Here is a 24,015-nt window from a genome sequence, read left to right on the forward strand (position 1 = left end):
GGTGCTCATGGAAAATCCCCTAAATGTCTTGGTGGGAATTTAGGGGATTTTGGGGAATTTTGCAAAGGTCTCGGCCTATAATCTATCTGCCACACTCAAATATTCATTTTAAAAGCAAATTTATATCAAATAAGTACTTTTGCTTTATAATAACGACAAATACCCAACAAACAGGGAACAAACATGAAAAAAACACTAATGACACTTATCCTTTGCGCATTGACTCCTGCCGCCCTGGCTGCCGATACTTACGGCTACCTGGCCATGTGGCAAAACCCTGCCGACAGCAATGAAGCGCTGCAAATCAAAACCACCAAAGAAAATGCCACCCAACTGGATGCGACAGCCGAACTCGAAACATTCTGTAAAGGCCAAGATGCCTTAGCCGGTATCGGCTCAGGCCAAGCAACAGGTTGTAAAACGGTTGTCCCACTGCACAATACCTGTATCGCTGTTGCCTACCCTAAAGCCATGGGCAAATTGACTGCTCAAAACGTAGTGGCCATTACCTCCCCACGTTTCAAAACCGTGCATCAAATTGCCTTGAACCAGTGTATCAAAAAATACGGCTCACAAGGACAATGCGCTTTAGAAACAGTCTATTGCACTTCCGAAACCTACTATCAAGGTACGGTCAAAACCCTCTGGGAAAAAATCAAATCCATTTAAGGCCGTCTGAAAATAAAACCGGCTTGCCAGATATTCTCCATATCACGGCAAGCCGGTTTTTTATTCTGGCTTTTATTTGCTGTTTTTTTCCAACAATTTGGCCACAACACCTTCAGCCTGTTTCACCAAATCAGGATTGGTTCGGAAGTGGTTTTCATCATTTAAAGAGTAGCTGACAGTAGAAACCGCATACTTCGTGCTTCGCAACACAAATACGCCTTTACGCAAGATTTCGTCATTGCCTTTGGTTTTGTAACGCAGGTTATACGGGCAAGAAGAATCATACAGTTTGCTGCGGTTGTCCGCTGTCACAATAGTGCTACCAATGCCGCGTTTTGCCAAAGCTTTAGACAAAGCACGATCCAAATCATGCGGTCTTACTTTTGCATTTTGAATGATGCAGACATGTTTGATGCTGGTCAGCTCTTCAGGTTTCAATACTCTTTGTTCCGTAGTGGAACACGCGCCCAGCAACAATACGGCTGAAGCCGCTGCTAAAATCATGGTTTTCATCTGTTTTCCTTTTTAAAATTTTCAAACAATAAATATTCAGACGGCCTTTACAAAAAGGCCGTCTGAAAAAATCAACGTACGTTTTTCATCAAACGCTGTTTCTCACGCTTCCAATCCGCTTCTTTCAGGCTTTGGCGTTTGTCATGCTGTTTCTTACCCTTGGCCAAACCGATTTCCACTTTGATTCTACCACGTGTGTAATGCAGGTTTAAGGGCACAATCGTATAACCGGCACGTTCGGTTTTACCGATTAACTTGTTGATTTCCGATTGTTTCAACAACAACTTACGCGGACGGACAGGGTCGGGTTTGACGTGTGTCGAGGCAGTGGGCAATGCGGTAATGTGGCAGCCCACTAAATAGAATGCGTCTTTTTTCCAGTAGATATAGCTTTCTTTTAATTGAACGCGTGCAGCGCGGATGGCTTTGACTTCCCATCCCTCCAATACTATACCGGCTTCGATTTGGTCTTCGATAAAGAAATCGTGAAAGGCTTTTTTATTATTGGCAATACTCATTGTGCTGATTCTTTACAAACTTTTCAGACGGCCTATTTTATCAGGCATGCTTAAAAAATAAAACGGCAAACGGTTTTGAAACGTTTATTCGCTTAAAACATGGCGACGGTAAAAGCGGTCTATATCGGCAATGGCTTTTTCATCTTCAGGGCGCAAATCCAGTTTCAAATCGGCAAGGCGGATCAAGATTTGGTCTTCACGCTCGGCAACGGCGCAGCTGACTTCGCCTTCGCTGCGAAAATGACGGATAAGCTCGTCTAACTGGTTTAAAGCATTTTGATAAGATGAATTTTGATTCATAATTTTTGACCCGAACGCCCATAAAAAATGGCGGGAAACCCCGCCATGATTTTACGGCTTACGCCGCGCATTTAATTAAGCAGCTTGAATGTTAGCAGCTTGTTTGCCTTTAGGGCCGGTGGTTACGTCGAAAGATACGCGTTGACCTTCTTTCAGGGTTTTGAAACCATCCATGTTGATCGCTGAGAAGTGAGCGAACAAATCTTCGCCACCTTCATCAGGAGTGATGAAACCAAAACCTTTAGCGTCGTTAAACCATTTTACGATACCGGTTGCCATTAGAAACTTCCTATACTTAAAAATTAACAAAATCAGCAAAACAAGGCATACAGCAAACTAAAACGTTCAGCGTTTCTCCCACGTATTACATACGCGGTCGAGTGCCAACTTCTGCTTAACCGTCTTTTTACATTTGTTAAGACAAAACGTCAAGCTATGTTTTCAAAAAAGTGGGAAAATAGAAAAAAATTGCCGAAATACAACAGAAAACGGTTTACACTCTAAAACAGGCCGTCTGAAAACTGAAACCTAAGCTTATGAACCATCCGAATACCGACCACCAATCCGATACCCTGCTCAGCGATATCAACACACAGCCGCCGAAACGTTACGGCGTATTTTTATTGAACGACGATTACACCACCATGGAATTTGTCGTCGAAATCCTGACCGAAGTCTTTATGCTTGCACAGGAACAGGCAGTGGCTGTCATGTTGCTGGTGCACCACGAAGGCAAAGGCCTGTGCGGCACCTACACGCGCGATATTGCGCAGACCAAGCAGCATCAGGTCATGGAACGTGCCAAAGCTGAAGGGCATCCGCTCAAATGTATAGTCGAAGAGGTTTAAATCATGCTTTCACCCGAATTGGAACACATCCTGCAACTGCTCTACCGTGAAGCACGCAACGCCCGTTATGAGTTTATCAGCTTGGAACACCTACTTTTGGTGCTGATAGAAGAAGATGCGGCTGTGCCGAACGTCTTAAAACTGTGTGGTGCGGATTTGAAAGTCCTGTCCGAGCAGCTTGCGGCCAGCGTTGCAGAAAATACGCCGCAAATTCCCGATCATCTTCTGGATACGGTCGAAACCCAGCCGACCTTGGGCTTCCAACGCGTCATCCAACGGGCGATGGTGCATACCCAGTCTGCCGGTAAAGCCGCAGTAGAGCCTTTGGATATTTTGGTTGCCATGATGAGCGAATCTGAAAGCCATGCCGTTTATTTCCTCAAATTGCAATCCATTACGCGCTTTGAAGTCTTGCGTTGCATTGCCCATGGCTCGCCCGATGACGAAGACGGCAATGATTCAGACGGCCTGGGACGCGAGGGCGAAGAAGCGGAACAGAAAACCGGCTCTCTTTCCGACTACACCGTCAACCTCAACGCCGAAGTCAAAGCCGGCCGTATCGACCCTTTGATTGGTCGCAAACATGAAATGGAACGGCTGGTGCAAATCCTGTGCCGCCGCCGCAAAAACAATCCGCTTTTGGTCGGCGAGGCTGGCGTAGGCAAAACCGCGCTGGCAGAAGGTTTGGCACATCAAATCATCAACGGCGACATTCCCGACGCGCTGAAAGATGCCGAAGTGTACGCGCTGGATATGGGTTCGCTTTTGGCTGGCACGAAATACCGCGGCGACTTTGAAGCTCGGGTCAAGTCCGTCTTGAAACAGCTCGAAAAAATCCCGCACGCCATCTTGTTTATTGACGAAATCCACACCATCATCGGCGCAGGCAGTACCAGCGGCGGCACAATGGATGCGTCTAACCTGCTCAAACCTGCGCTGGCAAAAGGCTCGCTGCGCTGCATCGGTGCGACCACTTATGACGAATACCGTACCATTTTCGACAAAGACCACGCCTTAAGCCGCCGTTTCCAAAAAATCGATGTGATCGAACCTACTGTTTCCGAAACCGTGCAAATCCTGCGCGGCTTGAAACCGATGTTTGAAGATTTTCACCAAGTCCGCTATACGCAAGGCGCACTTGAAGCCGCAGCCGAACTTTCCACACGTTACATCAACGAGCGTTTCCTGCCCGACAAAGCCATCGACGTGATGGACGAAGCAGGCGCGGCACAACGGATTCTGCCCAAATCCAAACAGAAAAAAGTCATCGGTAAAGCGCAAATCGAAACCGTCATCGCCAAAGTTGCGCGGATTCCTGAAAAAACCGTGTCGCACGATGACAAACAAGTGCTGCAATTCCTCGGCCGCGATTTGAAAAACATGGTTTACGGTCAAGAAAATGCCATCGATGCGCTGGTTGCCGCCGTCAAAATGTCGCGCTCCGGCCTTGCCCTGCCCGACAAACCGATAGGCAGTTTCCTCTTCTCCGGCCCAACCGGCGTCGGCAAAACCGAAGTCGCCAAACAGCTTGCCTACTCGATGGGCGTACCGCTGCAACGCTTTGATATGTCCGAATACATGGAACGCCATGCCGTATCGCGCCTCATCGGCGCGCCTCCGGGCTACGTCGGCTTTGAACAAGGCGGCCTTTTAACCGAAGCCGTCAACAAACAGCCGCATTGCGTATTGCTCTTGGACGAAATCGAAAAAGCCCACCCCGACATTTTCAATGTCCTCCTACAAGTCATGGACGCAGGCAAGCTGACCGACAACAACGGTAAAAGTGCCGATTTCCGCAACGTCATCCTGATTATGACCACCAACGCCGGCGCGGAAAGCCTCAGCCGACCCAGCCTAGGCTTTACCTCCAAGCGCGAACGCGGCGACGAAATGCAGGCAATCAACAAACTCTTTACGCCCGAGTTCCGCAACCGCTTGGACGCGATTATCCCGTTTGCACCCTTGTCCGAGCCCATTATCGTCAAAGTCGTGGACAAATTCCTGCTCCAGCTCGAACACCAGCTCCTCGACAAAAAAGTCGAAGCCGAATTCACACCGGCATTGCGCAAATATCTGGCGGAAAAAGGTTTCGACCCGCAAATGGGCGCACGCCCGATGAACCGCCTGATTCAGGAAAAAATCCGCAAACCGCTCGCCGACGAACTCCTGTTCGGCAAACTCGCCGAAGGCGGCTTTGTGCTGATAGACTGGGATGCGGCAAAAGAAGAAGCCGTGTTGAAATTCAAGAAAAACAAAGTCAAACCTGAAGCAGAAACTGTTTAACCGACTGAAAAATAAAAGGCCGTCTGAAATTTCAGACGGCCTTTTTATCTCAATCAAAAATCTGATTTACAAAACGGATTTAACAGTGGCAACCACATTGTCTACGGTAAAGCCGAATTCTTTGAACAGCAAATCAGCAGGTGCAGACTCGCCGAAGCGGTTGATACCGACCACGGCGCCGTTCAAACCGACGTATTTATACCAACCATCAGCATGTCCGGCCTCTACGGCTACGCGTGGCAAACCTTCCGGCAGAACGGCGGCTTTATAGGCGGCGTCTTGGCGGTCGAATACATTGGTAGAAGGCATGGAAACAACGCGTACGGCAATACCTTGTTCTGACAATACTTTTTGCGCTTCCAGAGCCAATTCAACTTCAGAACCGGTAGCAATTACAACAGCTTGTGCATTGCCTTGAGCTTCACTGATTACATAAGCACCGCGTTTGATGTCGTTCAGCTGTTGCTCATCACGCGCTTGGAATTTCAGGTTTTGACGGCTGAAAATCAGGCTGGACGGATGATCGGCTGCTTTAACGGCTTCAGACCACGCCACCAAAGATTCAACGGTATCGCATGGACGCCATACATCCATATTTGGAATTAGGCGCAGAGTGGCGGTTTGCTCGATAGGTTGGTGGGTTGGACCGTCTTCGCCCAAACCGATGGAATCGTGGGTGAACACAAATACAGGGTTGATTTTCATCAGTGAAGCCATACGCAAGGCATTACGCTCGTATTCGCTGAACATCAGGAAAGTCGCGCCGAATGGTTTCACACCGCCATGCAGGGTAAGGCCGTTCATGATTGCGCCCATGCCGAACTCGCGCACGCCGTAGTGAATATAGTTGCCGCCGTGTTCGCGGGTAACGGAAACGCTGTTTGACCAGTCTGTCAGATTGGACGGGGTCAAGTCGGCAGAACCGCCCACCAATTCAGGCAGCTCTTTGGCCAAGATTTCGATGCTGTTTTGGCTGGCTTTACGGGTGGCGATGGTTTCTGCTTTGGCGCACACTTCTTTTAATGCAGCTTGAACGTAAGCGTCGAAGTTTTCAGGCAGTTTTTTATCCATGCGGCGCACGAATTCTGCGGCTTCGGCAGGATATTTGGCTTGATATTGAGCGAAGAGTTCGTTCCATTCGGCCTCAAGTTTCGCGCCTTTTTCTTTTGCATCCCATGCAGCATAGATTTCTTGAGGGATTTCAAACGCAGGATAAGCCCAACCCAAATGTTTGCGCGTGGCTTCGATCTCGTCCGCACCCAAAGGCGCACCGTGGGTTTTATGGCTGCCTTCTTTATTGGCACTGCCTTTGCCGATTAAGGTTTTACAGCAAATCAGGGAAGGTTTGCCGGTTTCGGCTTTGGCCGCTTCAATGGCCGTCTGAATGGCATCAGTATCATGACCGTTTACATTTGGAATCACATGCCAGCCGTAGCTTTCAAAGCGTTGCGGAATATTTTCGGTAAACCAACCGTCCACTTTACCGTCGATGGAAATATTGTTGTCATCATATAAAACAATCAGTTTGCCCAAGCCCAAAGTACCGGCGAGCGAACAGGCTTCGTGCGATACGCCTTCCATCATACAACCGTCGCCCATGAAGACGTAAGTGTGGTGGTCAACGATGTTCAAGCCTTCTTTATTAAATTCGGCAGCCAAGATTTTTTCGGCCAAAGCCATACCCACTGCGTTGGCAATACCTTGTCCCAATGGGCCGGTCGTGGTTTCCACGCCGTCGGTGTAGCCGTATTCTGGATGGCCGGGGGTTTTGCTGTGCAGTTGGCGGAAGTTTTTCAGATCATCAATGGAGACGTTGTAGCCGGTCAGGTGCAACAGGCTGTAAAGAATCATGGAAGCATGACCATTGGAGAGGACAAAACGGTCGCGGTTGTAGAATTTCGGGTTGGCAGGGTTATGATTGAGGAACTTCGTCCACAACACTTCCGCCATTTCCGCCATACCCATAGGCGCACCCGGGTGGCCTGAGTTGGCTTTTTGTACGGCATCGACTGAGAGGAAACGGATTGCGTTTGCCAGTTGAGACATGGTTTGACCTTCCTTGGACAAGATTGGAAATATGAAAAAAGGTGTGCCGATTATCGCCTGAATCAGCCGTGCTTTCAAGGATAGCTTTTGATATTCGCTTTGTCAGACGGCCTGTTTCCACTCGGTTGCCCGAAACGGACAGGATAGATGATATTAACTGTTATTTCGTTTTGAAACAGTGCTTTATATATTTTTATCGTGTAAATAGCAAATCACTATAAGTTTGCATACAGACTGATTTGTAAACCTTTGAATACTGCCCTTTTCAGACGGCCCTACATCAAACGGCCGCAAGGAATCCATCGTTAAGACGAAGTCCCTCTTTTGCTTTGAATAGAGTCAAATGTTATGATTTGTATGCACGCGAAAGGCCGTCTGAAAATATTCACATCAAACTACTACCATGACAACAGGCTTGTGTGCACTTCATCAAGGAACACTGAAATGTCACCAGAAAACCAAGCTGAAAACACCACCCCCTCAACAGAAAAAACAGCAAAAGCTACTGCGCCCAAACCTTCCAAACCCAAATCCAGCGTGATTCAAATCCATCCCGAAGGCGAACGCATCCATCCCAAAAAGGCGGAAGGACGCTTTGCCAAACTGCGTATCGCCGCCGTATTGGCGACCCAGTTTGTATTTTACGTTATTCCATGGTTCAACTGGAGCGGCCGTCAGGCGGTTTTATTCAATATCCCTGACCGTCATTTCTTCATTTTCGGACTGTCGCTGGGTATGGGCGATTTGATTTACCTTGCCTTGCTGCTGATGATTTGCGCATTCGGATTGTTTTGGTGGACAACCATTGCCGGTCGTTTGTGGTGCGGCTATTCATGCCCGCAAACAGTTTACACCGAAATTATGCTGTGGATTGACAACTTGGTCGAAGGCGATAGAAACAAACGCCTAAAACTGGAAAAATCGCCTTGGAACTTTACTAAAATTCGCATTAAGGCCACCAAATACTTGCTGATTTTCCTTGTCTGCGCATGGACAGGTATCACTTTTGCAGGCTGGTTTATCCCGATCCGCCAATTTGTTCCCGATTTATTCACCGGAGCAGCAGGCGGCGGCGCAATGTTTGCCGCAGCATTTTACGGATTCATGACTTTCTTCTTCGCCCACATCATGCGCGAAAAAGTGTGTCTGCATATGTGTCCGTATGCACGTTTCCAAAGTGCAATGTTTGACAAAGACACGCTAATTATTTCTTACGATACCGAACGCGGCGAACCGCGCGGCGCACGCAAGAAAACCGTCAACAAAGAAGACAGCGGCTTGGGCGACTGCATCAACTGCACCATGTGCGTGCAAGTCTGCCCCGTCGGTATCGACATCCGAGACGGTTTGCAATACCAATGTATCGGCTGCGCGGCGTGTATCGATGCCTGCGATGAAATCATGGACAAAATGGGCTACGAGCGCGGCTTAATCCGTTATACGACCGAAGGCGCGTTGGAACACGAATACCCTGAAAGCGACATCAAAAAACGCTTGAAACGTCCGCGTGTAGCTGGTTATGGCGCAGTACTCCTGGTGGTCATCATCGCCTTCCTGGTCGGCATTTCCACCCGAAAAATGGTCGAAGTTGATATCCTGAAAGACCGTGGCGTCATGGTTCGCGAAAACAGCCAAGGCTGGTTGGAAAATGCCTATAACCTGCGCATTATCAACAATAGTGAAAACGAACAACTGATGACCGCAACCGTCAAAGGCTTTGATGAAATCGCGCTGACCGGCCTGCCTGAAAACGGTATTAAAATTGCGCCGCGGGAAACCGTTACCATCCCGGTACAGGTATCTACCATTCCCGAATACGCTGACAAAGGCAGCCATCCGATTGAATTTACCTTTATCTATCGCGAGACCGGCTCTGCCGACTCCAAACCGACTACTTTAGAAGAAAAAGCAACCTTTATCGGAGAATAAACGGTGTCCCCACAACCCAAAATCAAACCTTGGTACAAACATATTTGGCCCTGGGTGCTGATGGCCGGCCCCATCTTCGTCGTTATCGCCAGCGTTTCCATGTTCTTCGTCGCAAAAGAACATACGACAGACTTGGTGTCTGACGATTACTACAAAGACGGCAAACACATCGAAATCCAACTTCACCGCGATGAAGAAGCCGTTAAACGGCAAATTCAGGTGCAGGTCTTAATCAGTCCGGATATGAACGCCGCCAAAGTATTCGTCAGCGGACAATTCGATACCAAACAGCCATTAAACCTATTGTTGATGCACCCAACGCGCAAAGCCGATGACCAAACCGTCAAGCTGCGCGCCGTAACAGCCGAACCACAAAACGGCCGCATGGAATACGAAGCCGTCTTTAAACCTTTACGCCCAACCAATCATTGGTACCTGCGCGTTGAAGATGCCTCAGGCGTATGGCGTGTTGAAAACAAATGGATAGTCAGCCAAGGCAATGCAGTCAACTTGACACCCATGGACAAATTGTTCGACAACGGCAAACAAGCCGCTTCAGAAGAACAATAAATCCCATATTCAGGCCGTCTGAAAGTTTCAGACGGCCTGAAAATCTTTTTACCCTCTATCATTCTTTAAAATATGATTTTTTCCAATTGGCGCAGACTGACCGAAAACGAAGTCCGTATGGCAAAACAAGTTTTTGCGGACAGCATAAACTTCCACCGCATCAAAATATATCGCGGCATTCCACTTATACCCAACGCCAATACCGCCATTGCACCCAATGGAAACATATACTTTCCGCGTAAACACTGCCCCGAAGATTTCACTCAAGCCGGCATAGCCTACAAAATTTGGCTGATTCATGAGCTGACACATGTCTGGCAACACCAGCGCGGTCACAAAGTTTGGCTTTCCGGCCTATTCATCATGCTCAAAGGCGGATACAGAAAACGCAAAGCTTACGCCTACCCCATCCCCTTACCCCACATTAACCAATTAAATATCGAACAGCAGGCAGACCTTATTGCCCACTATTTCGCAGCTACTTTTCTACCCAAAAACATTTACACCCCGCAACAGCCTATTTTTCAGACGGCCTTAGCAGATTTTCTTCACAACCCACACGACAAAAATCTATGCCCAAGATACTTGTCGGCAAAAAAACAACACTTCAAAAAGCAGAGTGAACAAATAAGCTATAATGAACAACCCGACACATCATCCAAAAGATCCCAAACCATGCCTTGGAACATACCTATTTTACTTACCTGGATGCGCGTCCTATTAATCCCCGTGTTCACCATCCTATTCTATTTACCGAACACATGGATTCAACCACAAACCGTCAACTGGACAGCCGCCATCATCTTTGCACTTGCCGCTATTACAGACTGGTTTGACGGCTTTTTAGCACGCCGCTGGAAACAAACCTCCGACTTCGGTGCATTCCTCGATCCCGTTGCCGACAAGCTCATGGTTGCTGTTGCCCTACTTCTGCTCGTCAGCCTTGGTAGAACATACGCCATCTTCGCCATGATTATTATCGGACGAGAAATTACCATTTCCGCCTTGCGCGAATGGATGGCACAAATGGGCAAACGCGGCAGCGTTGCAGTGGCCACTATCGGCAAATTCAAAACTACTGCCCAAATGATCGCCATCTTCCTTTTGCTTATCGGTACGGACAAATATAACGACCCTTTCTATCTCATTGGTAACATATTGATGTTTATAGCATCTGTATTGACCATCTGGTCAATGTGCTACTACCTGAAAATGGCATGGAAAGAATTCAAATAAATTTTTTAAAAAATAAAAACAAAACACTTGACGCACGCGATTAAATCCATAATAATTGCGTCTTCTTCGATATACGAAGCAACAAATATCAGAGCGGGAATAGCTCAGTTGGTAGAGCGCAACCTTGCCAAGGTTGAGGTCGCGAGTTCGAGACTCGTTTCCCGCTCCATACTGATTACTTGTTGATTGCTCTTTTTCAATATGCGGGAATAGCTCAGTTGGTAGAGCGCAACCTTGCCAAGGTTGAGGTCGCGAGTTCGAGACTCGTTTCCCGCTCCAGTTTAATTTCAGATGCACTCAAATGCGGGAATAGCTCAGTTGGTAGAGCGCAACCTTGCCAAGGTTGAGGTCGCGAGTTCGAGACTCGTTTCCCGCTCCATTAAATCATGCATCCGAATACGCGGGAATAGCTCAGTTGGTAGAGCGCAACCTTGCCAAGGTTGAGGTCGCGAGTTCGAGACTCGTTTCCCGCTCCAGTTTCAATACTACAAACACTCTAAAGTAGTTTATTTGGCGAGATAGCAAAGTGGTTATGCAGCGGATTGCAAATCCGTCTACGCCGGTTCGATTCCGACTCTCGCCTCCATCCATTTCATGGCGGGGTGGCAGAGTGTTTATGCTATAAGGGGTGCAACCCTTATATAGGCCGGTTCAAATCCGTGCCCCCGCCTCCAATCTATCAATTTATTGTCTACGCCCGGATGGTGAAATAGGTAGACACAACGGACTTAAAATCCGTCGGCCCTAAACCGGCCGTGCCGGTTCGATTCCGGCTCCGGGCACCAATAAATATCTGAATTTATTGAAAAACCTAAGATTCTAAATTTCTAATTGATAGCTTATTTGTATAGCTGTCTTTTTTATTTGTGCCTGATTTGTGTCTAACTTGCCCCATTTGTGTCAAATGTGACAAGCTCGTGCAAAACTTGAGCATGTTGATGAAGATGCTCAGGAGCCAAATGTGCGTATCTCTGCACCATCCTTAACGTCTTCCAACCACATACTTCTTGCAACACTCTCAATGGTACGCCACGCTGAACTAACCAATTTGCCCAAGTGTGCCTTAAATCGTGCCAAATAAAGTCTTCTATTTCTGCCAGTTCTAACGTCTTCTTCCAATATCAGCTGTTAATGCCGCTAATTGGTTTATTCCGCTTATTCACAAAAACAAATTTCTTATGCTTGCCTATCTGTCGCTTTAATACTTCAATTTAAAACAACACCCAGTACATTTCCAGCTTTCATTTCATCAGGATGATACCAACAGACCTTCCTGTCTAAATCAATCTGATTCCATGTCAAACCCAAACCATTTGCCTGTCGCAAGCCGGCATTTATACTAAATAATTAATTATCATATCAATACTCCAAATTGAAAATGTTTGAAGGTAGTAAAATTGACTTCGCCTCCTTTTTGTATTTGCCTATTAATATACCTTTTTGGACAACTGCGCTTTATAGCCCGCGCAAGATCGGCACATTAAATAAAGGCCGTCTGAAACGGTTTTTCTGTTTTCAGACGGCCTCTTGGCTCAAACCGTGAGAACCGCATGCGTGCGTTCCGCACACATCCTACTTGTTGAGTTTAGGTTTCATATAGGCCACGGCTTGCTTTCCAAATATGCTTTTATTTCATAAATTAGATTATTTATATTAGGGGAAACTACATTTCCTGTTTTTCCTATTACAAGTAGACAATTATATTTTATTGCCCAATCAATGGTTTTCTGAATAAATTTAGTATAATCAAATCTTAAATCAAGTTCACACTCTATATCATCTGGCCAAACGGTAAGACTATTACCAAAATTATCACAAAACATGATTGCGTCTTTATCCCAAGACTCTTTCAATTTAAGCTGTTTTTTTGCTTCATTTATTATTGATAATAATATAACATCATTATCGATAAAGTAATTTTCAAAACTTTTATTCTCATTAAAATTCTGAAAACCATTAGATCGATACTCATCAAGTATGATATCTTTATTTGCATTAAATTTATTTCTGATAGCAGCTGATGGGATAAGGTAGTACCGATAATTCCAAATTGCCATTTTTATTTACTCCTATAACGAGGTCTATTAACATTACCTGATTCATTCAAGACATCAATAGAATTTTTCCAATTAGTATTAGGAACGGGAAAGTCAACTTTTTTAAATTTTAATTCACGTATCCTTCCAAGCAAGCCGTAGCCTGCATTAAACCTGTGCAGGTAAGGTATGTGCAGTACGCACGCGAGCTTGAGTCTAATAAAAAAAGATCGTCTGAAACAAGTTCCCGGCTTTCAGACGACCTTTTGCCAAATATTATCGGCAGCGGCTCAATGCCAACTTTAAACCTGCTCCGATTTCTTCAGGGCTGTTATCCAATGATAAAATTACATCGTCTGCATCAATGGCATCCCACGCTTCCAGCTTGACATGGCGGCTCGGGCTGATTTTCAGGCAGCCGTTGTGCAGCCAAATATCCACGCTCATCATGTTTTTAAATAGGGCGCGTCTGGTTTTATAGCCCAAGTTCCCGCATAGGTTGGCAACCCAATCCTCATAGCGTTGCCGAAATTTTTCGGTATCAAAAAAATCTTGGTCTTCTGGACTGTCATAAACGAAAGTCCTGCTGTTTGTCAACGCTTGCAAGACCGTCGTGCCTAAAGTTTCATTGTCGGTATCCAATGGCAGGATATGGGGGGGATATAGGTGGTCTATTGCCGTTAACCCCAAACCTGAACATGTTTGAACAATCAGAGCTTCTTCATTAGCATAAAAAACTGCCCAATAATTTTGATCCTGTTTAAAAATCATTATTTGATCTCCGTAATTTTGACTGTAATGTTTCGATTTTTGCCATACTCTACCACACGTTGCAACTGCAATCTTTGCTCCTTATTAGTTTGTGCGGGTATGGCCAGATGGATTTCGCGCTGTTTGATCATGTCGGCCCTTAATGTCATACCCGAAAGGCTATGATGTTCAAAATTTGCCGTCTTAGAGTTGTGTCTACACCGCTTTGGATAATGGTTTTGCTAACCGTGCTGCCGATATGGGTGTGGCGGTAGGTTGCTTTTGTCTAATTGCTGTGGCGGCTTGTTGGAAGAAAGGCCGTCTGAAACCGTATTTGTTGTTTCAGACGGCCTCTTGGCTCAAACCCTGAGAACCGCATGCGTGCGTTCTGCACACATCCTTTTGTCAAGTAATATTAAGTGATAAAGCACATATGCCCAACCAGCCTTGTCAAGAGCTTCCAAAAGGCTGCTTGCGCAACATGACAAGCTACGGCTCGTTTAATTGAAACTCTCCTGATCTAAAAATTCTAACTCTATTTCCCGGCAAACTATATATATGCTAAAACCGGTCGGAAGATCATACCTACCGCCTATCAATTCCAGCGTACCTCCATAATCCAAGATTTCATCATCCTGCTTTAATTCTCCAAGCTCCAAGGTATTATCGATATTTATATCTTGGTTCTCCGTAGCGTATCCATAGATAAATTTCAGATAGCTGAACTGCTTGAATTTAATTTTTACCCAGTCTGAATAATTGGGGGTAGGAAGCTCTTGAGGTAAATCCGGATAATCCACACAATTGACGATAATATGAAATTCATCGCGGCAAGGGAAGTGCCGCCGCCGGCCAGTATGCCGCCGAGGTTGCCGGTCGTCAGTCCGCCTGCCGCCCCGTGCAGCATACTCCTGCCTATGCCGCCTTCTTTCCAGGTGTCGTAGCGGCTTTGGTTTTCGGCAAGGTAGGCGTTTACTTGGCCGAGTGTTGCGCGGATGGCGGCTTTTTCGGTTTCGCTGTCCGTGTTTTGCAGTTCGGCCTCCAGCAGTGTTTTGGCTGCCTGATACCGTTCGTAACTTTGGGTGTTACCGAGTTTGTCGGAAACGGCTGCTGTGGTTTGTGCGGCATTTTTGCCGAACTCCTGCGTTACTTCCCTTTGCAGGTTGATCTCTTTGGCAACCGCGTCTTTGTCGAAGCTGTTTTTCAGACGGCCTGTGTGTTGATCCGCAGTTTCGGTGTCGATGCCGGTGTAGATACGCGCTTCGGTTTCTTCGGCAGTCCTGCCGGTTCGGGCAAGTTGTCCCGCTTCGTCGGTGATGTGTATGTTGCGGGTGTTGATGCCGCTGCGGGTGGTGCTGTTTTTGCTGTCTCCATCGCTGCCGTAGCCTACTGATGAACTTGCGCCGTTTTTATCGGCTACGCTTGTCAGGTGTTTGTCTTGAGGCTTATTTTGTGCGCTCTGCCCCAGTGTTTTGCCGCTTACGGCAACGTTGGCACCCAATCCAAAACTTTCGCCTTCGTATCGGCTGTAGTTTTGAATGTCGCTATGGGTGAGGGTGGCCGTCTGAAAGCGGTTTTTGCCTTCGTCTTCTGCGCTTTGGCCAGACGTGATGATGCCGCCTGTTAGCCGGGTGTGCCCGCCTACTTGCACATCAAAGCCATCATCACCCGCAAACAATCCGCTTTGTTCGCTCACGCTGCGGTGTTCGGCGTTGATTTTGCTTTGGCTGTAATCGCCTGAGGCGGATGCGCCATAGCCTACGGTTACTTGGGCGCTGATGTTTTGTTGGCGGCTGCGGTAGTCGGCGGTGTCTTGTAGGCTTTCTATATTGAAGTTGGTGGCGCGTACGGTGATGCCTTTGCCTGTTACTTGTGCGCCTTTGATGTTGGTGTCGCCACCGCTCACAATAACGGTGGGACTGCCTGCGCTGCCGACATGGCTGTGGCGGTAGGTGGTTTGTTCGGCACAGGTTAAAACCATATCGGCAGATTATTTCAGGCTGCGTAAACTGCTGGATAGACGCATTTATGAGCTATGTGCCAAACATTGCGGGAAGCAAAATGAATGGCACATTTCTCTGGAAATACTGCATAGAAAATCGGGCAGCATGGCAACGCTGCGCCATTTTAGGCAGGCGATTAAGGAGTTGGTAGCCAGCAATGATTTACCCGATTACCGACTGACTTATGATGATAAGAAAGATATGTTGAAAGTGCGAAATCGGGATTTGTCTAAATTTCTCAAAAAATCACCATAGGCAGCCTGAAAGCATAAATTGAGGTTTTTCAAGCTGCCTAAATGTGTTTTTTAAAGCACCTATTTTTTATGGGTTGTAAATAATGCTGCACGTCCTTTATAAAAATCCAAGTTAAACAAATCAATATTAAAATGTTTGCAATATTCAGCAACCATATCAACCGTTAATCGCTCCTTTTTGATTCTTTTTTCATAGCTAGCTAAGTTCTCAAATTCAAAAGGTTTTCCGCTTTGTTCAAAAGTTGTTTTACTGGTTTCTTTATGCACCATAATCGTTCTACTTTCTACTGCATATTCTGAGATTTTATTTGCACCATTTCGCCAATGAAACATTACCGCACCAAATTCATCTTTCTTAAAATCTGGAGAAAGATATAAGCTGATATTCTGTATCCCCCATGTTTCGGATAGATAACTAGGTTGGCTAAATACGTCTGTACCACGATATCCATTTCCCATATATAAGCACCATTCAGAAGCAGTCTCTAAAATAATATATTTATTGGGGTATCTCTGCGCAAAAGGTTCCAACATTTTAATTTTATCCGACAAACTTAATTCATCAGATACTTTTTGATGATGTACCGTCCACCCCCATATTAGACCAAGCTCTTGCAATCTTTGCTCAAAGCGTAACACCATCTCATTAAATGGAATTTTAAAGAAACACAAATGAGTGGTATGAGGTTTATGATCTTGTAAAAAAAACTGTGGGTTATTCATAATCAATCTAACGTCCTTAAAATAACAATAGCATCTTTATCATTGCTGAATATTCTATCTGCGTGTGGTATTCCGCGCGATGAAGTGCTTCGATCGTACTCAATATACACTCTTTTACCTGATGGAAGCGTTGCTTGCAAGTCTGGGCGGCATATTCCTACGCGACAAAAATTTCCATACTACTAATCTACGTCAGCCCCAAAAACAAAGATTTGTTTTTTTCATTCAACATATCTATCCTAAATATACCATCGCTCCATTTAAATCCATCTTCAAAAATCCATTCTAAATATACTCTTAAATTAGAACGTGCATTATCACTTTTGCATAATGGAAATAAACCATACAAAAAATCAAATGCCTCATTACATGATTTAATTGAAAAATATTGCGATTCATCCGAAAGCATGGAAACAAAAGATTCGCTTTCATATTCGACAATCATAATTTTTACTAGAGTAAAAAAATCATTCTTACTTATTATGTTATTAATAGAACAGATCCAATAATAATCGGTTAATGTTAAATCTAAATCCTCATAAGGATGTTCCCCAAAAGAACTGGTTTTTTGAAATTCGGCATATTTAAACCTGTTATATTCAACAATTTTTTCTCTATCAATTTCAATATCATAAGGAAAAACGAATATAAGCTCGGCAATGTAGCTGGTCATTTCTTCAATATCATTCATTGTGATCACTTGCTATCTCTCCTCCTGATTGCATCATTCAAAGCTGGCTCAATGTTTTGTCGGAATTGATTTATTCTATTTAATAACGCTTGCTTATCGTTATCGCTTAATGTTGAGTTTTTAATTTTCCTTTCTAATTTTTTTGCTTTTTTTAAAAGATTTTCTGTCTTTTGGATATGGTTTGACGGATGTTTAACACCCACTTCCTTACCAGTTCTTGCATATTCCTCAAGTGCACCTTTTAAGCCTCCTCGACTTTCAGCCTCTCTGCCTGTGTAATTTGCAATTCCTTCAATATCAGAAATTTCATTTTCGTACTGCTTTTTGATTTCATTAAGATCGCGTTTAGGTTTTTCAGGTTTATCCGCGTTATTAGATACTTTATCTGTATCATCAGGCGTTTTATTAAAATTAGATTTCCTACCATTATCAACTACTTTATTATTATCAGTATTTTTGCTTACATCAGACTTACGAGGTGCAGGCAACGCCCTTTGTTCAGTCACCCCTGCATAACTAACATTTTTACCATTGGGCAAAGTTGCCTCCACTCCCTTGCCTGTTAGTCGTGCAATTGTCCCTGCCGGCAGGGTTGTTCCATTGGACAGATTCTGTGCCTGTGTGAGCTTAACGGTTTGATTAGGTATCAATGTTCCACTGGTAAAATCAAATGCTTTTCCATTTGGAACAATTGGTGCTTGTTTTTTTATTTCTGCTGCCAGTTGTGTAGCAGATAACTTACCTGCGCGGTACAGTTTATATTTGTTAGCCAATTTACTAGGGATACGTCCTGCTAGCTCCATTACTGGCAATTGATACCACATTAACCGTTGTTGGGTTGCATGGTTGTATTCATATATTCTACCTGCTTCAAAATCTCTCCCTTGTAAACGTAGCAGGGCTATACGGTTAGTCTCCATTTGTTGATCGTCTAGTGGGCCCACTTCATCACTGGCAGACGAATCATAGACGTATCTCGGCAAGGAAATTATGCCTTTCCCAATTATCTTTGGATCATTATGTGCATCGTTACTGCTATCTTTATAGCCTTGTTCCATTCCTCTTTTAAAATCCATTGAGGCATTACGGTTTTCAATCTGAATACTATGCAAGAATTTATTTATTTCGTTTTTGTTTTTATCGGTATAGGTACTAAATAATGTTTTTAAATTTCGGTCTTGATCTAAATATTCACGATTAGTAGCTGTAAAGAATTGATGACTTGCACCAAAATTATCTAGATAATGAAATCTAGATGTGTTTTGAGATAAAAACTGTTCTGCAAGTTCATTGCGTCCATGCAGTATTGCCCATTCGCTGTCCACCATCGCGGCAGCTGCGCGGTCTAGCTGAATTTGAGCCTCTCGGGGAGTTAAATTTAATCCTTTGTTTTTTAAATAGTTAATATATTTTTGTAGTGTATCTTTACTGTGTAACCACTTCACTTCATCAGGATGCAACTGGCGATTAAACCAATCCGCATTCGCCCCCGCAACCGCCGCACCCGTGCTTCCACCCGTCAGCGTACCAATCGCTGCGCCTCCTAGGGTGTCTGCCAGTAATTGCCCTGCGCCACCAAATTTGTCGCCTACTTGGTTTAAATAGGGTGCTGCTAGCGATGAGGTGCCTGCTCCTACTGCGCCTTGTGCATCACCTGTTAAGAGTGCTCCTACCCCTGCGTGGAGCGCAGCTCGCCCTAATCCGCCTTCCTTCCATGTGTTGTACTCTGTTTGATGGTCGGATAGGTATTGGTCTGCAAGGACGATTTGTTGTTGCAGTTGGGCAATTTGCTCAGGGTTTTGCGCGTCTTTTAATTGCTCTTGTAAATTTGCTTTGGCGATTTGAATGCGCTCGTAGTTCTGTATATTGCCCAGTTTATCTGCTGTCCATGCAACAGTTTGAGCGGCAACGGGGGCAAATTGTTGTGAGACATTGCGCTGCAAATCCAGCTCGCTTTGCACTTTGTCCGCATCAAATCGGTTTTTCAGGCTGCCTGATTGTTGGCCGGCATCCTCGGTGCGGATGTCGGTGTACGCCAGTTGCGCGGCTTTGTCTGTGCCGTAGCCTGTTTTGGCGAGCTGTCCTGCCTCATCGGTGAGGATGATGTTGCGGGTGTTGATGCCGCTTTTTGTGATGCTGCTTTGACTGTCGCTGTCGCTGCCGTAACCTACTGATGAACTTGCGCCATTTTTATCGGCTACGCTTGTCAGGTGTTTGTCTTGAGGCTTATTTTGTGCGCTCTGCCCCAGTGTTTTGCCGCTTACGGCAACGTTGGCACCCAATCCAAAACTTTCGCCTTCGTAGTGGCTGTGGTTTTGAATGTCGCTGGCAGTAAGGGTGGCCGTCTGAAAAAGGTTTTGTCCTTTGTCTTCGGCACTCTTGCCGGAGGTGATGATACCGCCCTTGAGGTCTGTCTTATCTCTGACTTTGATTTGATAGCCGTCTTCTCCGGCATAAATACCGCTTTGCTCGGTTACAGAGGCATGGTCTGCTTTGACTTTGCTTTGGCTGTAACTGCCGCTTGCACTGAATCCGTAACCGACGGTAACTTGGACATTGCCGTTTTGCTGTTTGCTCTGATAGGTTTCAGTATCTTGAACACTTTCTATATGCAGGTTGCGCGTATCTGCCTGTACGCCTTTGCCGATGAGCTGCGCACCTTTGAGGGTGGTATCCCCGCCGCTTCGGATAATCGTTTTGCCGGCCGTGCTGCCGATACGGGTGTGGCGGTGGGTTGCTTTTGTCTGATTGCTGTGGTGGCTTGTTGAAAGAAAGGTCGTCTGAAACCGTATTTGTTGTTTCAGACGACCCTCTTGGCTTAAACCCTGAGAACTGCATGCGTACGTTCCGTACACATGCTACTTGTTGAGTTTAAGTTTTATATGGATTACGGCTTGCTTAATTGGCTTTGGGGAGTTTTAAGCCTGTGTACGTAATGTAATTAGGGTTTACTTACTCTAAAATATAATTAAATTTTTCTTCGAATCCATAATCCTCATCTTGTTTCTTAACTCTTTCTAAAACCTTTACTATTTCAATAAATATATTTTCTAATTGATTTTTTGAGAACATAGCATCTTTCCATACCAAAGTAATCGGTCGTTCTACATTTTTGCTTAATAAATCCCACAGAGCATCAAGATTGTTCCCATAATAATCTTGTATAGAAAATATTTTTGAAATTTGATTATGAAAATCTTGTTCCGTATAAATTTTACTACCGATAATCTCTAATTGCATAAGTTATACTCCTATTTCCAAGTTCCAATTTGTATTGCAGAGATATAATGATCAGTTGTTATATAGCAATCCATCATTGGAATATAACAATCTAGTACCAGCCTGATTCGATCTTGACATAGTGTTTATTAAGCTAATGTTCGCTTCATACCATATCCTACCCTGTTTAGCAGGTAAAATATTTGTAGAATTTACAAAATATCTCCCCTATGTTGCCTATATGGATGTGGAGGTAGGCTGCTTTTGTCTGATTGCTGTGGCAACTTATTAAAAGAAAGGTATTTGTTGTTTCAGACGACCTTTTGGCTCAAACCTTGAGAACCGCATGCGTGCGTTCTGCACACATGCTACTTGTTGAGTTTAAGTTTTATATGGGCTATGGTTTGGATTTCCAAATGCGCTTGTTATTTAAAAAAAGAAAAATAAACCTGTCTGTTTGGAAATAGCCAGCTGAGTTAAAAATAAAATATTTTGATATATTCTAAGAGGGATATCTGTCAATGCCTGATGGGAATTATCTTGTAAAAAATTTTTTAGAATAATTAATTTTCTTAAATCAATTATTTTTTCATCCTCATAATCATCTATATATGTATCTATTATCTCATTTATTTTATCGAAGAAATTTTTCTCAAATAACAAATTAACCTCTTGTTCTGAAAGTTTAAATACATATAGTTCATTATCATCAGCTTGATCGTAATCTAATTTTTTCATGGCTTCAACACTTAAAGGGACAACTATCTGTTTCATATCAATGACTCCTTATCTTAAAATGTGTTATTTCATTATATTCAGCTTGAGTGCGTCCCTGCTGCTTACCATTCGTATTAATTTTAGGGGCTTTACTAGATTAGCAGATATGCTAACCTCGAAATATGATTATAACATACTGAAAATTAAAGAAAAAAGTACAGAGGGATAATCTAGTACAGTCCCTAAATATAAATAGACTAAAAAACTTCCAGTCATTTTTATTTTACTGGTTATAGCATCGTCTCATTTCATCTATTCACACCTATAATATCTCAACAGCTTTTACAAATACTCCAGCAGATCCACTGCTACCCTATCTAAGCCTTTTTGAAACCTTTGTTGTAAAAAACGCTATTTCCATTCTTATCGAATAAAGGCAAATTTATAATTTTAAAGCCTCCCAAAATGATGAGGCCGTCTGAAAATCCTTTTTCAGACGGCCTGCAAAGAGACTAAACCAAGTTCTCCAGCATCCATTTAACGTAACGGCTGACGCCTTGTTTTACATCCAAGAATTCTTCTTTATACCCGGCTTCGCGCAGCTTGGTGATGTCCGCTTGAGTAAAGCTCTGATATTTGCCTTTAAGTGCATCTGGGAATGGGATATAACGGATAAGTTCTTCTTCAACCAACTCTTTCAAACTCATTTCAGGCTTGCCTTCGGCTGCACGGCAAGCGTTGACGGTTGCGGCGGCAAGCTCGTTAAATTGTTGGCTACGGCCTGTACCGAGGTTAAAGATACCTGAAAGCTCAGGATGATCGAAGAAGTAAAGGTTAACCTTGGCAACGTCTTCTACGCTGACAAAGTCGCGTGTTTGCTCGCCGTTACCATAGCCGTCATTAGCGCCAAACAGATTAACATAACCATGCTCGCAGTATTGGTGGAAATGATGGAAGGCGACTGATGCCATACGCCCTTTGTATTGTTCCTGTTGTCCGTAAACATTGAAGTAGCGGAAGCCGACAACTTGGGCGGTCAAGCCTTCTTCCATTCGGCGGCGCAATACTTGGTCAAACAAGAATTTAGAGTAGCCATACACATTGAGCGGTTTTTCCAGTTCGCGCTCTTCGCGGAAGGTTTCTCCCTTGCCATACACTGCGGCGCTGGAAGCATAAAGGAACGGAATACGCTCATCCTGACACCAGTCCAAGAGATCGAGCGTGTACTGATAGTTGTTGTCCATCATATAAAGGCCGTCATGATTCATGGTATCGGAACATGCGCCTTGATGGAAAACGGCTTCGATATCGTCGTAAGGCAGAAGATGGCCGCGCACTTGGCGGATAAATTCGTGTTTATCGAGATAATGGGCAATTTCACACTCGGCAAGGTTTTTAAATTTTTCGCCTTTGCTCAAATTATCGACGGCAACAATGTCGGTAATACCGCGTTGGTTAAATGCTTTGACGATGTTGCTGCCGATAAAACCGGCCGCGCCTGTTACGATAATGGTCATAATGAATTTCCTTTATTTTGATTTTTCAGACGGCCTTGAAGAAATCATGCCGTCTGAAAATAAAAACTTGTCTGTCTGGATTATTTTTCAACTCTATTTTCAGACAGCCTTTAGATTTTAAGGCCGTCTGAAACAGCAATTATTGCTCTTCCAATGCCTTGGTCAATTCGGCAAACGAGCAAACCGCCGTACCAAGTTTTGCCACGACAACCCCTGCCGCAGTATTGGCAAGGTGCATCGCTTCAGGCATGGTATAACCAGCGGCCAAACCCAAGCCCACTCCGGCAATAACAGTATCGCCCGCACCCGATACATCATAGACTTCTTGGGCCCGTGTAGGCTGATAAATCGGCTCACCCTCATTGAACAGGGTCATACCCTCTTCACTTCGGGTCAGCAAAATCGCGATCAAATCAAGATGACGGCGCAGGTTTTGGGCTTTGTCGGTCAAATCATTTTCGTTTTTCCAGCTGCCCACCACTTCTTTCAATTCTGCGCGATTCGGCGTAATCAGCGTAGCACCGGCATATTTTTCGTAATCATCGCCTTTCGGGTCGATTAAAACGGGTTTACCGGCCTGTTTCGCCCAATCAATCATATCGGAAATATGCGACAAACCGCCTTTGCCGTAATCTGAAAAAATAATGGCATCGTATTCAGGCAACACTTCTCGATATTGATGCTTGATTTGTTCCAACACCTCACGATGAGGCGACTCTTCAAAATCAAGTCGGATAAGCTGCTGGTTGCGGGCAACAACGCGCAATTTGACAGTAGTCGCAATTTGCTTGTCGCGCATCAGATAGGAAGCAACGCCGTCTTGCACCATCAATGCGTCCAGCGCATCTGCAGCTTCATCATCGCCAGTCACGGACAACAGCCCTGCTTTGCCGCCCAATGAGGCGATATTGCGCGCAACGTTTGCCGCTCCGCCCGCCCGCTGGTCGATACGGGCGATTTTCGCCACCGGTACAGGAGCTTCAGGAGAAATACGGGATACATCGCCAAACCAATAGCGGTCAAGCATTACATCGCCGACAACAAGGACTTTGGCTTGTACAAAACGAGATTTGAGGGTTTCTTGTTGGAACTTGGTGGGCATTTTATGCACTCCAAAATAAGTTGTTTTATATGTGTGAAAACTTCAATATATTCTCAACACTTATCTGGCAGATTTACTGATTAAAAATAAA

General features: G+C 44.8%; 23 protein-coding genes, 7 tRNA genes and 2 pseudogenes. 14 read left to right on the forward strand and 18 right to left on the reverse strand.

Translation table 11 applies throughout. The annotated features are described in order from the left end of the window. Positions 1 to 183: 183 nt before the first annotated feature. Positions 184 to 669 carry a DUF4189 domain-containing protein gene (locus ACTHS4_RS00005; RefSeq protein WP_070826449.1) on the forward strand — a complete coding sequence of 162 codons (486 nt, stop codon included), beginning with the start codon at positions 184 to 186 and terminating at the stop codon, positions 667 to 669. Positions 670 to 741: 72 nt separating this feature from the next. Here the strand turns inward: ACTHS4_RS00005 and ACTHS4_RS00010 are convergent, their stop codons facing one another. The 4 genes from ACTHS4_RS00010 to ACTHS4_RS00025 all read right to left on the reverse strand — a co-directional run bounded on the left by ACTHS4_RS00010 (position 742) and on the right by ACTHS4_RS00025 (position 2,279). Beyond that, positions 742 to 1,182: a hypothetical protein gene (locus tag ACTHS4_RS00010; RefSeq protein ID WP_070583965.1), complete on the reverse strand. Its 441-nt coding sequence runs from the start codon at positions 1,180 to 1,182 to the stop codon at positions 742 to 744. 71 nt (positions 1,183 to 1,253) lie between these two features. Continuing rightward, positions 1,254 to 1,700, reverse strand: a complete 447-nt coding sequence (smpB, locus tag ACTHS4_RS00015) for an SsrA-binding protein SmpB (RefSeq protein ID WP_003679566.1) — start codon at positions 1,698 to 1,700, stop codon at positions 1,254 to 1,256. Between the two features lie 84 nt (positions 1,701 to 1,784). Continuing rightward, positions 1,785 to 2,000: a hypothetical protein gene (locus ACTHS4_RS00020; protein ID WP_003679564.1), complete on the reverse strand. Its 216-nt coding sequence runs from the start codon at positions 1,998 to 2,000 to the stop codon at positions 1,785 to 1,787. Positions 2,001 to 2,075: 75 nt separating this feature from the next. After that, positions 2,076 to 2,279 (reverse strand): cold-shock protein, encoded by a 204-nt coding sequence (locus ACTHS4_RS00025; protein WP_003682902.1) that lies wholly within the window; start codon positions 2,277 to 2,279, stop codon positions 2,076 to 2,078. A 257-nt stretch (positions 2,280 to 2,536) separates the two neighbouring features. On the opposite strand from ACTHS4_RS00025, the gene clpS reads away from it, so the two are divergent. Both clpS and clpA read left to right on the forward strand, forming a co-directional pair. Further along, a complete protein-coding gene (gene clpS / locus ACTHS4_RS00030; RefSeq protein ID WP_003679561.1) occupies positions 2,537 to 2,848 on the forward strand; it encodes an ATP-dependent Clp protease adapter ClpS in 312 nt (103 codons plus the stop codon). 3 nt (positions 2,849 to 2,851) lie between these two features. After that, a complete protein-coding gene (gene clpA / locus ACTHS4_RS00035) occupies positions 2,852 to 5,131 on the forward strand; it encodes an ATP-dependent Clp protease ATP-binding subunit ClpA (protein ID WP_440365328.1) in 2,280 nt (759 codons plus the stop codon). A gap of 66 nt (positions 5,132 to 5,197) precedes the next feature. Here clpA and tkt read toward each other — a convergent pair whose 3' ends face one another. Then, positions 5,198 to 7,177 carry a transketolase gene (tkt, locus tag ACTHS4_RS00040; protein WP_070826451.1) on the reverse strand — a complete coding sequence of 660 codons (1,980 nt, stop codon included), beginning with the start codon at positions 7,175 to 7,177 and terminating at the stop codon, positions 5,198 to 5,200. Positions 7,178 to 7,621: 444 nt separating this feature from the next. Here tkt and ccoG point away from each other — a divergent pair, with 444 nt between their 5' ends. From ccoG to ACTHS4_RS00090, 10 genes are all read left to right on the forward strand, one after another. Beyond that, the gene (gene ccoG / locus ACTHS4_RS00045; protein ID WP_070826452.1) at positions 7,622 to 9,106 is read left to right on the forward strand and encodes a cytochrome c oxidase accessory protein CcoG; all 1,485 of its coding nucleotides are present in this window, start codon (positions 7,622 to 7,624) and stop codon (positions 9,104 to 9,106) included. A 3-nt stretch (positions 9,107 to 9,109) separates the two neighbouring features. Continuing rightward, the gene (locus tag ACTHS4_RS00050) at positions 9,110 to 9,676 is read left to right on the forward strand and encodes a FixH family protein (RefSeq protein ID WP_053091033.1); all 567 of its coding nucleotides are present in this window, start codon (positions 9,110 to 9,112) and stop codon (positions 9,674 to 9,676) included. A 675-nt stretch (positions 9,677 to 10,351) separates the two neighbouring features. Beyond that, positions 10,352 to 10,912 carry a CDP-diacylglycerol--glycerol-3-phosphate 3-phosphatidyltransferase gene (pgsA, locus tag ACTHS4_RS00055; RefSeq protein ID WP_003679552.1) on the forward strand — a complete coding sequence of 187 codons (561 nt, stop codon included), beginning with the start codon at positions 10,352 to 10,354 and terminating at the stop codon, positions 10,910 to 10,912. Positions 10,913 to 11,005: 93 nt separating this feature from the next. Beyond that, positions 11,006 to 11,081: transfer RNA gene (locus ACTHS4_RS00060), tRNA-Gly, on the forward strand. A gap of 34 nt (positions 11,082 to 11,115) precedes the next feature. Further along, positions 11,116 to 11,191 (forward strand) — tRNA-Gly (locus tag ACTHS4_RS00065). A 24-nt stretch (positions 11,192 to 11,215) separates the two neighbouring features. Continuing rightward, a tRNA-Gly gene (locus tag ACTHS4_RS00070) sits at positions 11,216 to 11,291 on the forward strand. 21 nt (positions 11,292 to 11,312) lie between these two features. Next, a tRNA-Gly gene (locus ACTHS4_RS00075) sits at positions 11,313 to 11,388 on the forward strand. Between the two features lie 36 nt (positions 11,389 to 11,424). Then, positions 11,425 to 11,498, forward strand: a tRNA-Cys gene (locus ACTHS4_RS00080). A gap of 10 nt (positions 11,499 to 11,508) precedes the next feature. Next, positions 11,509 to 11,586 (forward strand) — tRNA-Cys (locus ACTHS4_RS00085). Positions 11,587 to 11,607: 21 nt separating this feature from the next. Then, positions 11,608 to 11,697: transfer RNA gene (locus tag ACTHS4_RS00090), tRNA-Leu, on the forward strand. A 96-nt stretch (positions 11,698 to 11,793) separates the two neighbouring features. Here ACTHS4_RS00090 and ACTHS4_RS00095 read toward each other — a convergent pair. From ACTHS4_RS00095 to ACTHS4_RS00120, 6 genes and pseudogenes are all read right to left on the reverse strand, one after another. Then, positions 11,794 to 12,012 (reverse strand): tyrosine-type recombinase/integrase, encoded by a 219-nt coding sequence (locus tag ACTHS4_RS00095; protein WP_349267272.1) that lies wholly within the window; start codon positions 12,010 to 12,012, stop codon positions 11,794 to 11,796. 492 nt (positions 12,013 to 12,504) lie between these two features. After that, positions 12,505 to 12,969 carry a hypothetical protein gene (locus ACTHS4_RS00100; protein ID WP_070645406.1) on the reverse strand — a complete coding sequence of 155 codons (465 nt, stop codon included), beginning with the start codon at positions 12,967 to 12,969 and terminating at the stop codon, positions 12,505 to 12,507. 255 nt (positions 12,970 to 13,224) lie between these two features. Next, a complete protein-coding gene (locus tag ACTHS4_RS00105) occupies positions 13,225 to 13,719 on the reverse strand; it encodes a contact-dependent growth inhibition system immunity protein (RefSeq protein WP_070826453.1) in 495 nt (164 codons plus the stop codon). Next, positions 13,719 to 13,868 (reverse strand): hypothetical protein, encoded by a 150-nt coding sequence (locus tag ACTHS4_RS00110; RefSeq protein WP_349251535.1) that lies wholly within the window; start codon positions 13,866 to 13,868, stop codon positions 13,719 to 13,721. The genes ACTHS4_RS00105 and ACTHS4_RS00110 overlap by 1 nt, the downstream gene beginning before the upstream one ends. Positions 13,869 to 14,198: 330 nt before the next feature. Next, a complete protein-coding gene (locus ACTHS4_RS00115) occupies positions 14,199 to 14,513 on the reverse strand; it encodes a hypothetical protein (RefSeq protein ID WP_283115632.1) in 315 nt (104 codons plus the stop codon). 11 nt (positions 14,514 to 14,524) lie between these two features. Beyond that, positions 14,525 to 15,655: pseudogene (locus ACTHS4_RS00120) on the reverse strand (hemagglutinin repeat-containing protein); the annotation flags it as partial. On the opposite strand from ACTHS4_RS00120, the gene ACTHS4_RS00125 reads away from it, so the two are divergent. Then, positions 15,651 to 15,956 (forward strand): replication initiator protein A, encoded by a 306-nt coding sequence (locus tag ACTHS4_RS00125; RefSeq protein ID WP_084824611.1) that lies wholly within the window; start codon positions 15,651 to 15,653, stop codon positions 15,954 to 15,956. The pseudogene ACTHS4_RS00120 and the gene ACTHS4_RS00125 overlap by 5 nt on opposite strands. Before the next feature lie 59 nt (positions 15,957 to 16,015). Here the strand turns inward: ACTHS4_RS00125 and ACTHS4_RS00130 are convergent, their stop codons facing one another. The 7 genes and pseudogenes from ACTHS4_RS00130 to rfaE1 all read right to left on the reverse strand — a co-directional run bounded on the left by ACTHS4_RS00130 (position 16,016) and on the right by rfaE1 (position 23,924). Beyond that, positions 16,016 to 16,678 carry a hypothetical protein gene (locus tag ACTHS4_RS00130; RefSeq protein ID WP_070826454.1) on the reverse strand — a complete coding sequence of 221 codons (663 nt, stop codon included), beginning with the start codon at positions 16,676 to 16,678 and terminating at the stop codon, positions 16,016 to 16,018. Between the two features lie 187 nt (positions 16,679 to 16,865). After that, positions 16,866 to 17,369, reverse strand: coding sequence for a hypothetical protein (locus ACTHS4_RS00135; RefSeq protein WP_070460987.1), 504 nt, complete (start codon positions 17,367 to 17,369; stop codon positions 16,866 to 16,868). Between the two features lie 1,355 nt (positions 17,370 to 18,724). Further along, positions 18,725 to 20,104, reverse strand: a pseudogene (locus ACTHS4_RS00140) (hemagglutinin repeat-containing protein); the annotation flags it as partial. 217 nt (positions 20,105 to 20,321) lie between these two features. After that, positions 20,322 to 20,609, reverse strand: a complete 288-nt coding sequence (locus tag ACTHS4_RS00145) for a barstar family protein (RefSeq protein WP_070826456.1) — start codon at positions 20,607 to 20,609, stop codon at positions 20,322 to 20,324. A gap of 408 nt (positions 20,610 to 21,017) precedes the next feature. Further along, on the reverse strand, positions 21,018 to 21,362 hold the full coding sequence (locus ACTHS4_RS00150) for a hypothetical protein (protein ID WP_070461500.1): 345 nt from the start codon (positions 21,360 to 21,362) through the stop codon (positions 21,018 to 21,020). A 455-nt stretch (positions 21,363 to 21,817) separates the two neighbouring features. Next, positions 21,818 to 22,822, reverse strand: a complete 1,005-nt coding sequence (gene rfaD, locus ACTHS4_RS00155; protein ID WP_070826457.1) for an ADP-glyceromanno-heptose 6-epimerase — start codon at positions 22,820 to 22,822, stop codon at positions 21,818 to 21,820. Between the two features lie 139 nt (positions 22,823 to 22,961). Next, positions 22,962 to 23,924: a D-glycero-beta-D-manno-heptose-7-phosphate kinase gene (rfaE1, locus tag ACTHS4_RS00160; RefSeq protein ID WP_070826458.1), complete on the reverse strand. Its 963-nt coding sequence runs from the start codon at positions 23,922 to 23,924 to the stop codon at positions 22,962 to 22,964. Between the last annotated feature and the right edge of the window lie 91 nt (positions 23,925 to 24,015).

This window comes from Neisseria sp. P0014.S009, assembly GCF_051958155.1.
In the GTDB taxonomy this organism is placed as follows: Bacteria; Pseudomonadota; Gammaproteobacteria; order Burkholderiales; family Neisseriaceae; genus Neisseria; species Neisseria flavescens_C.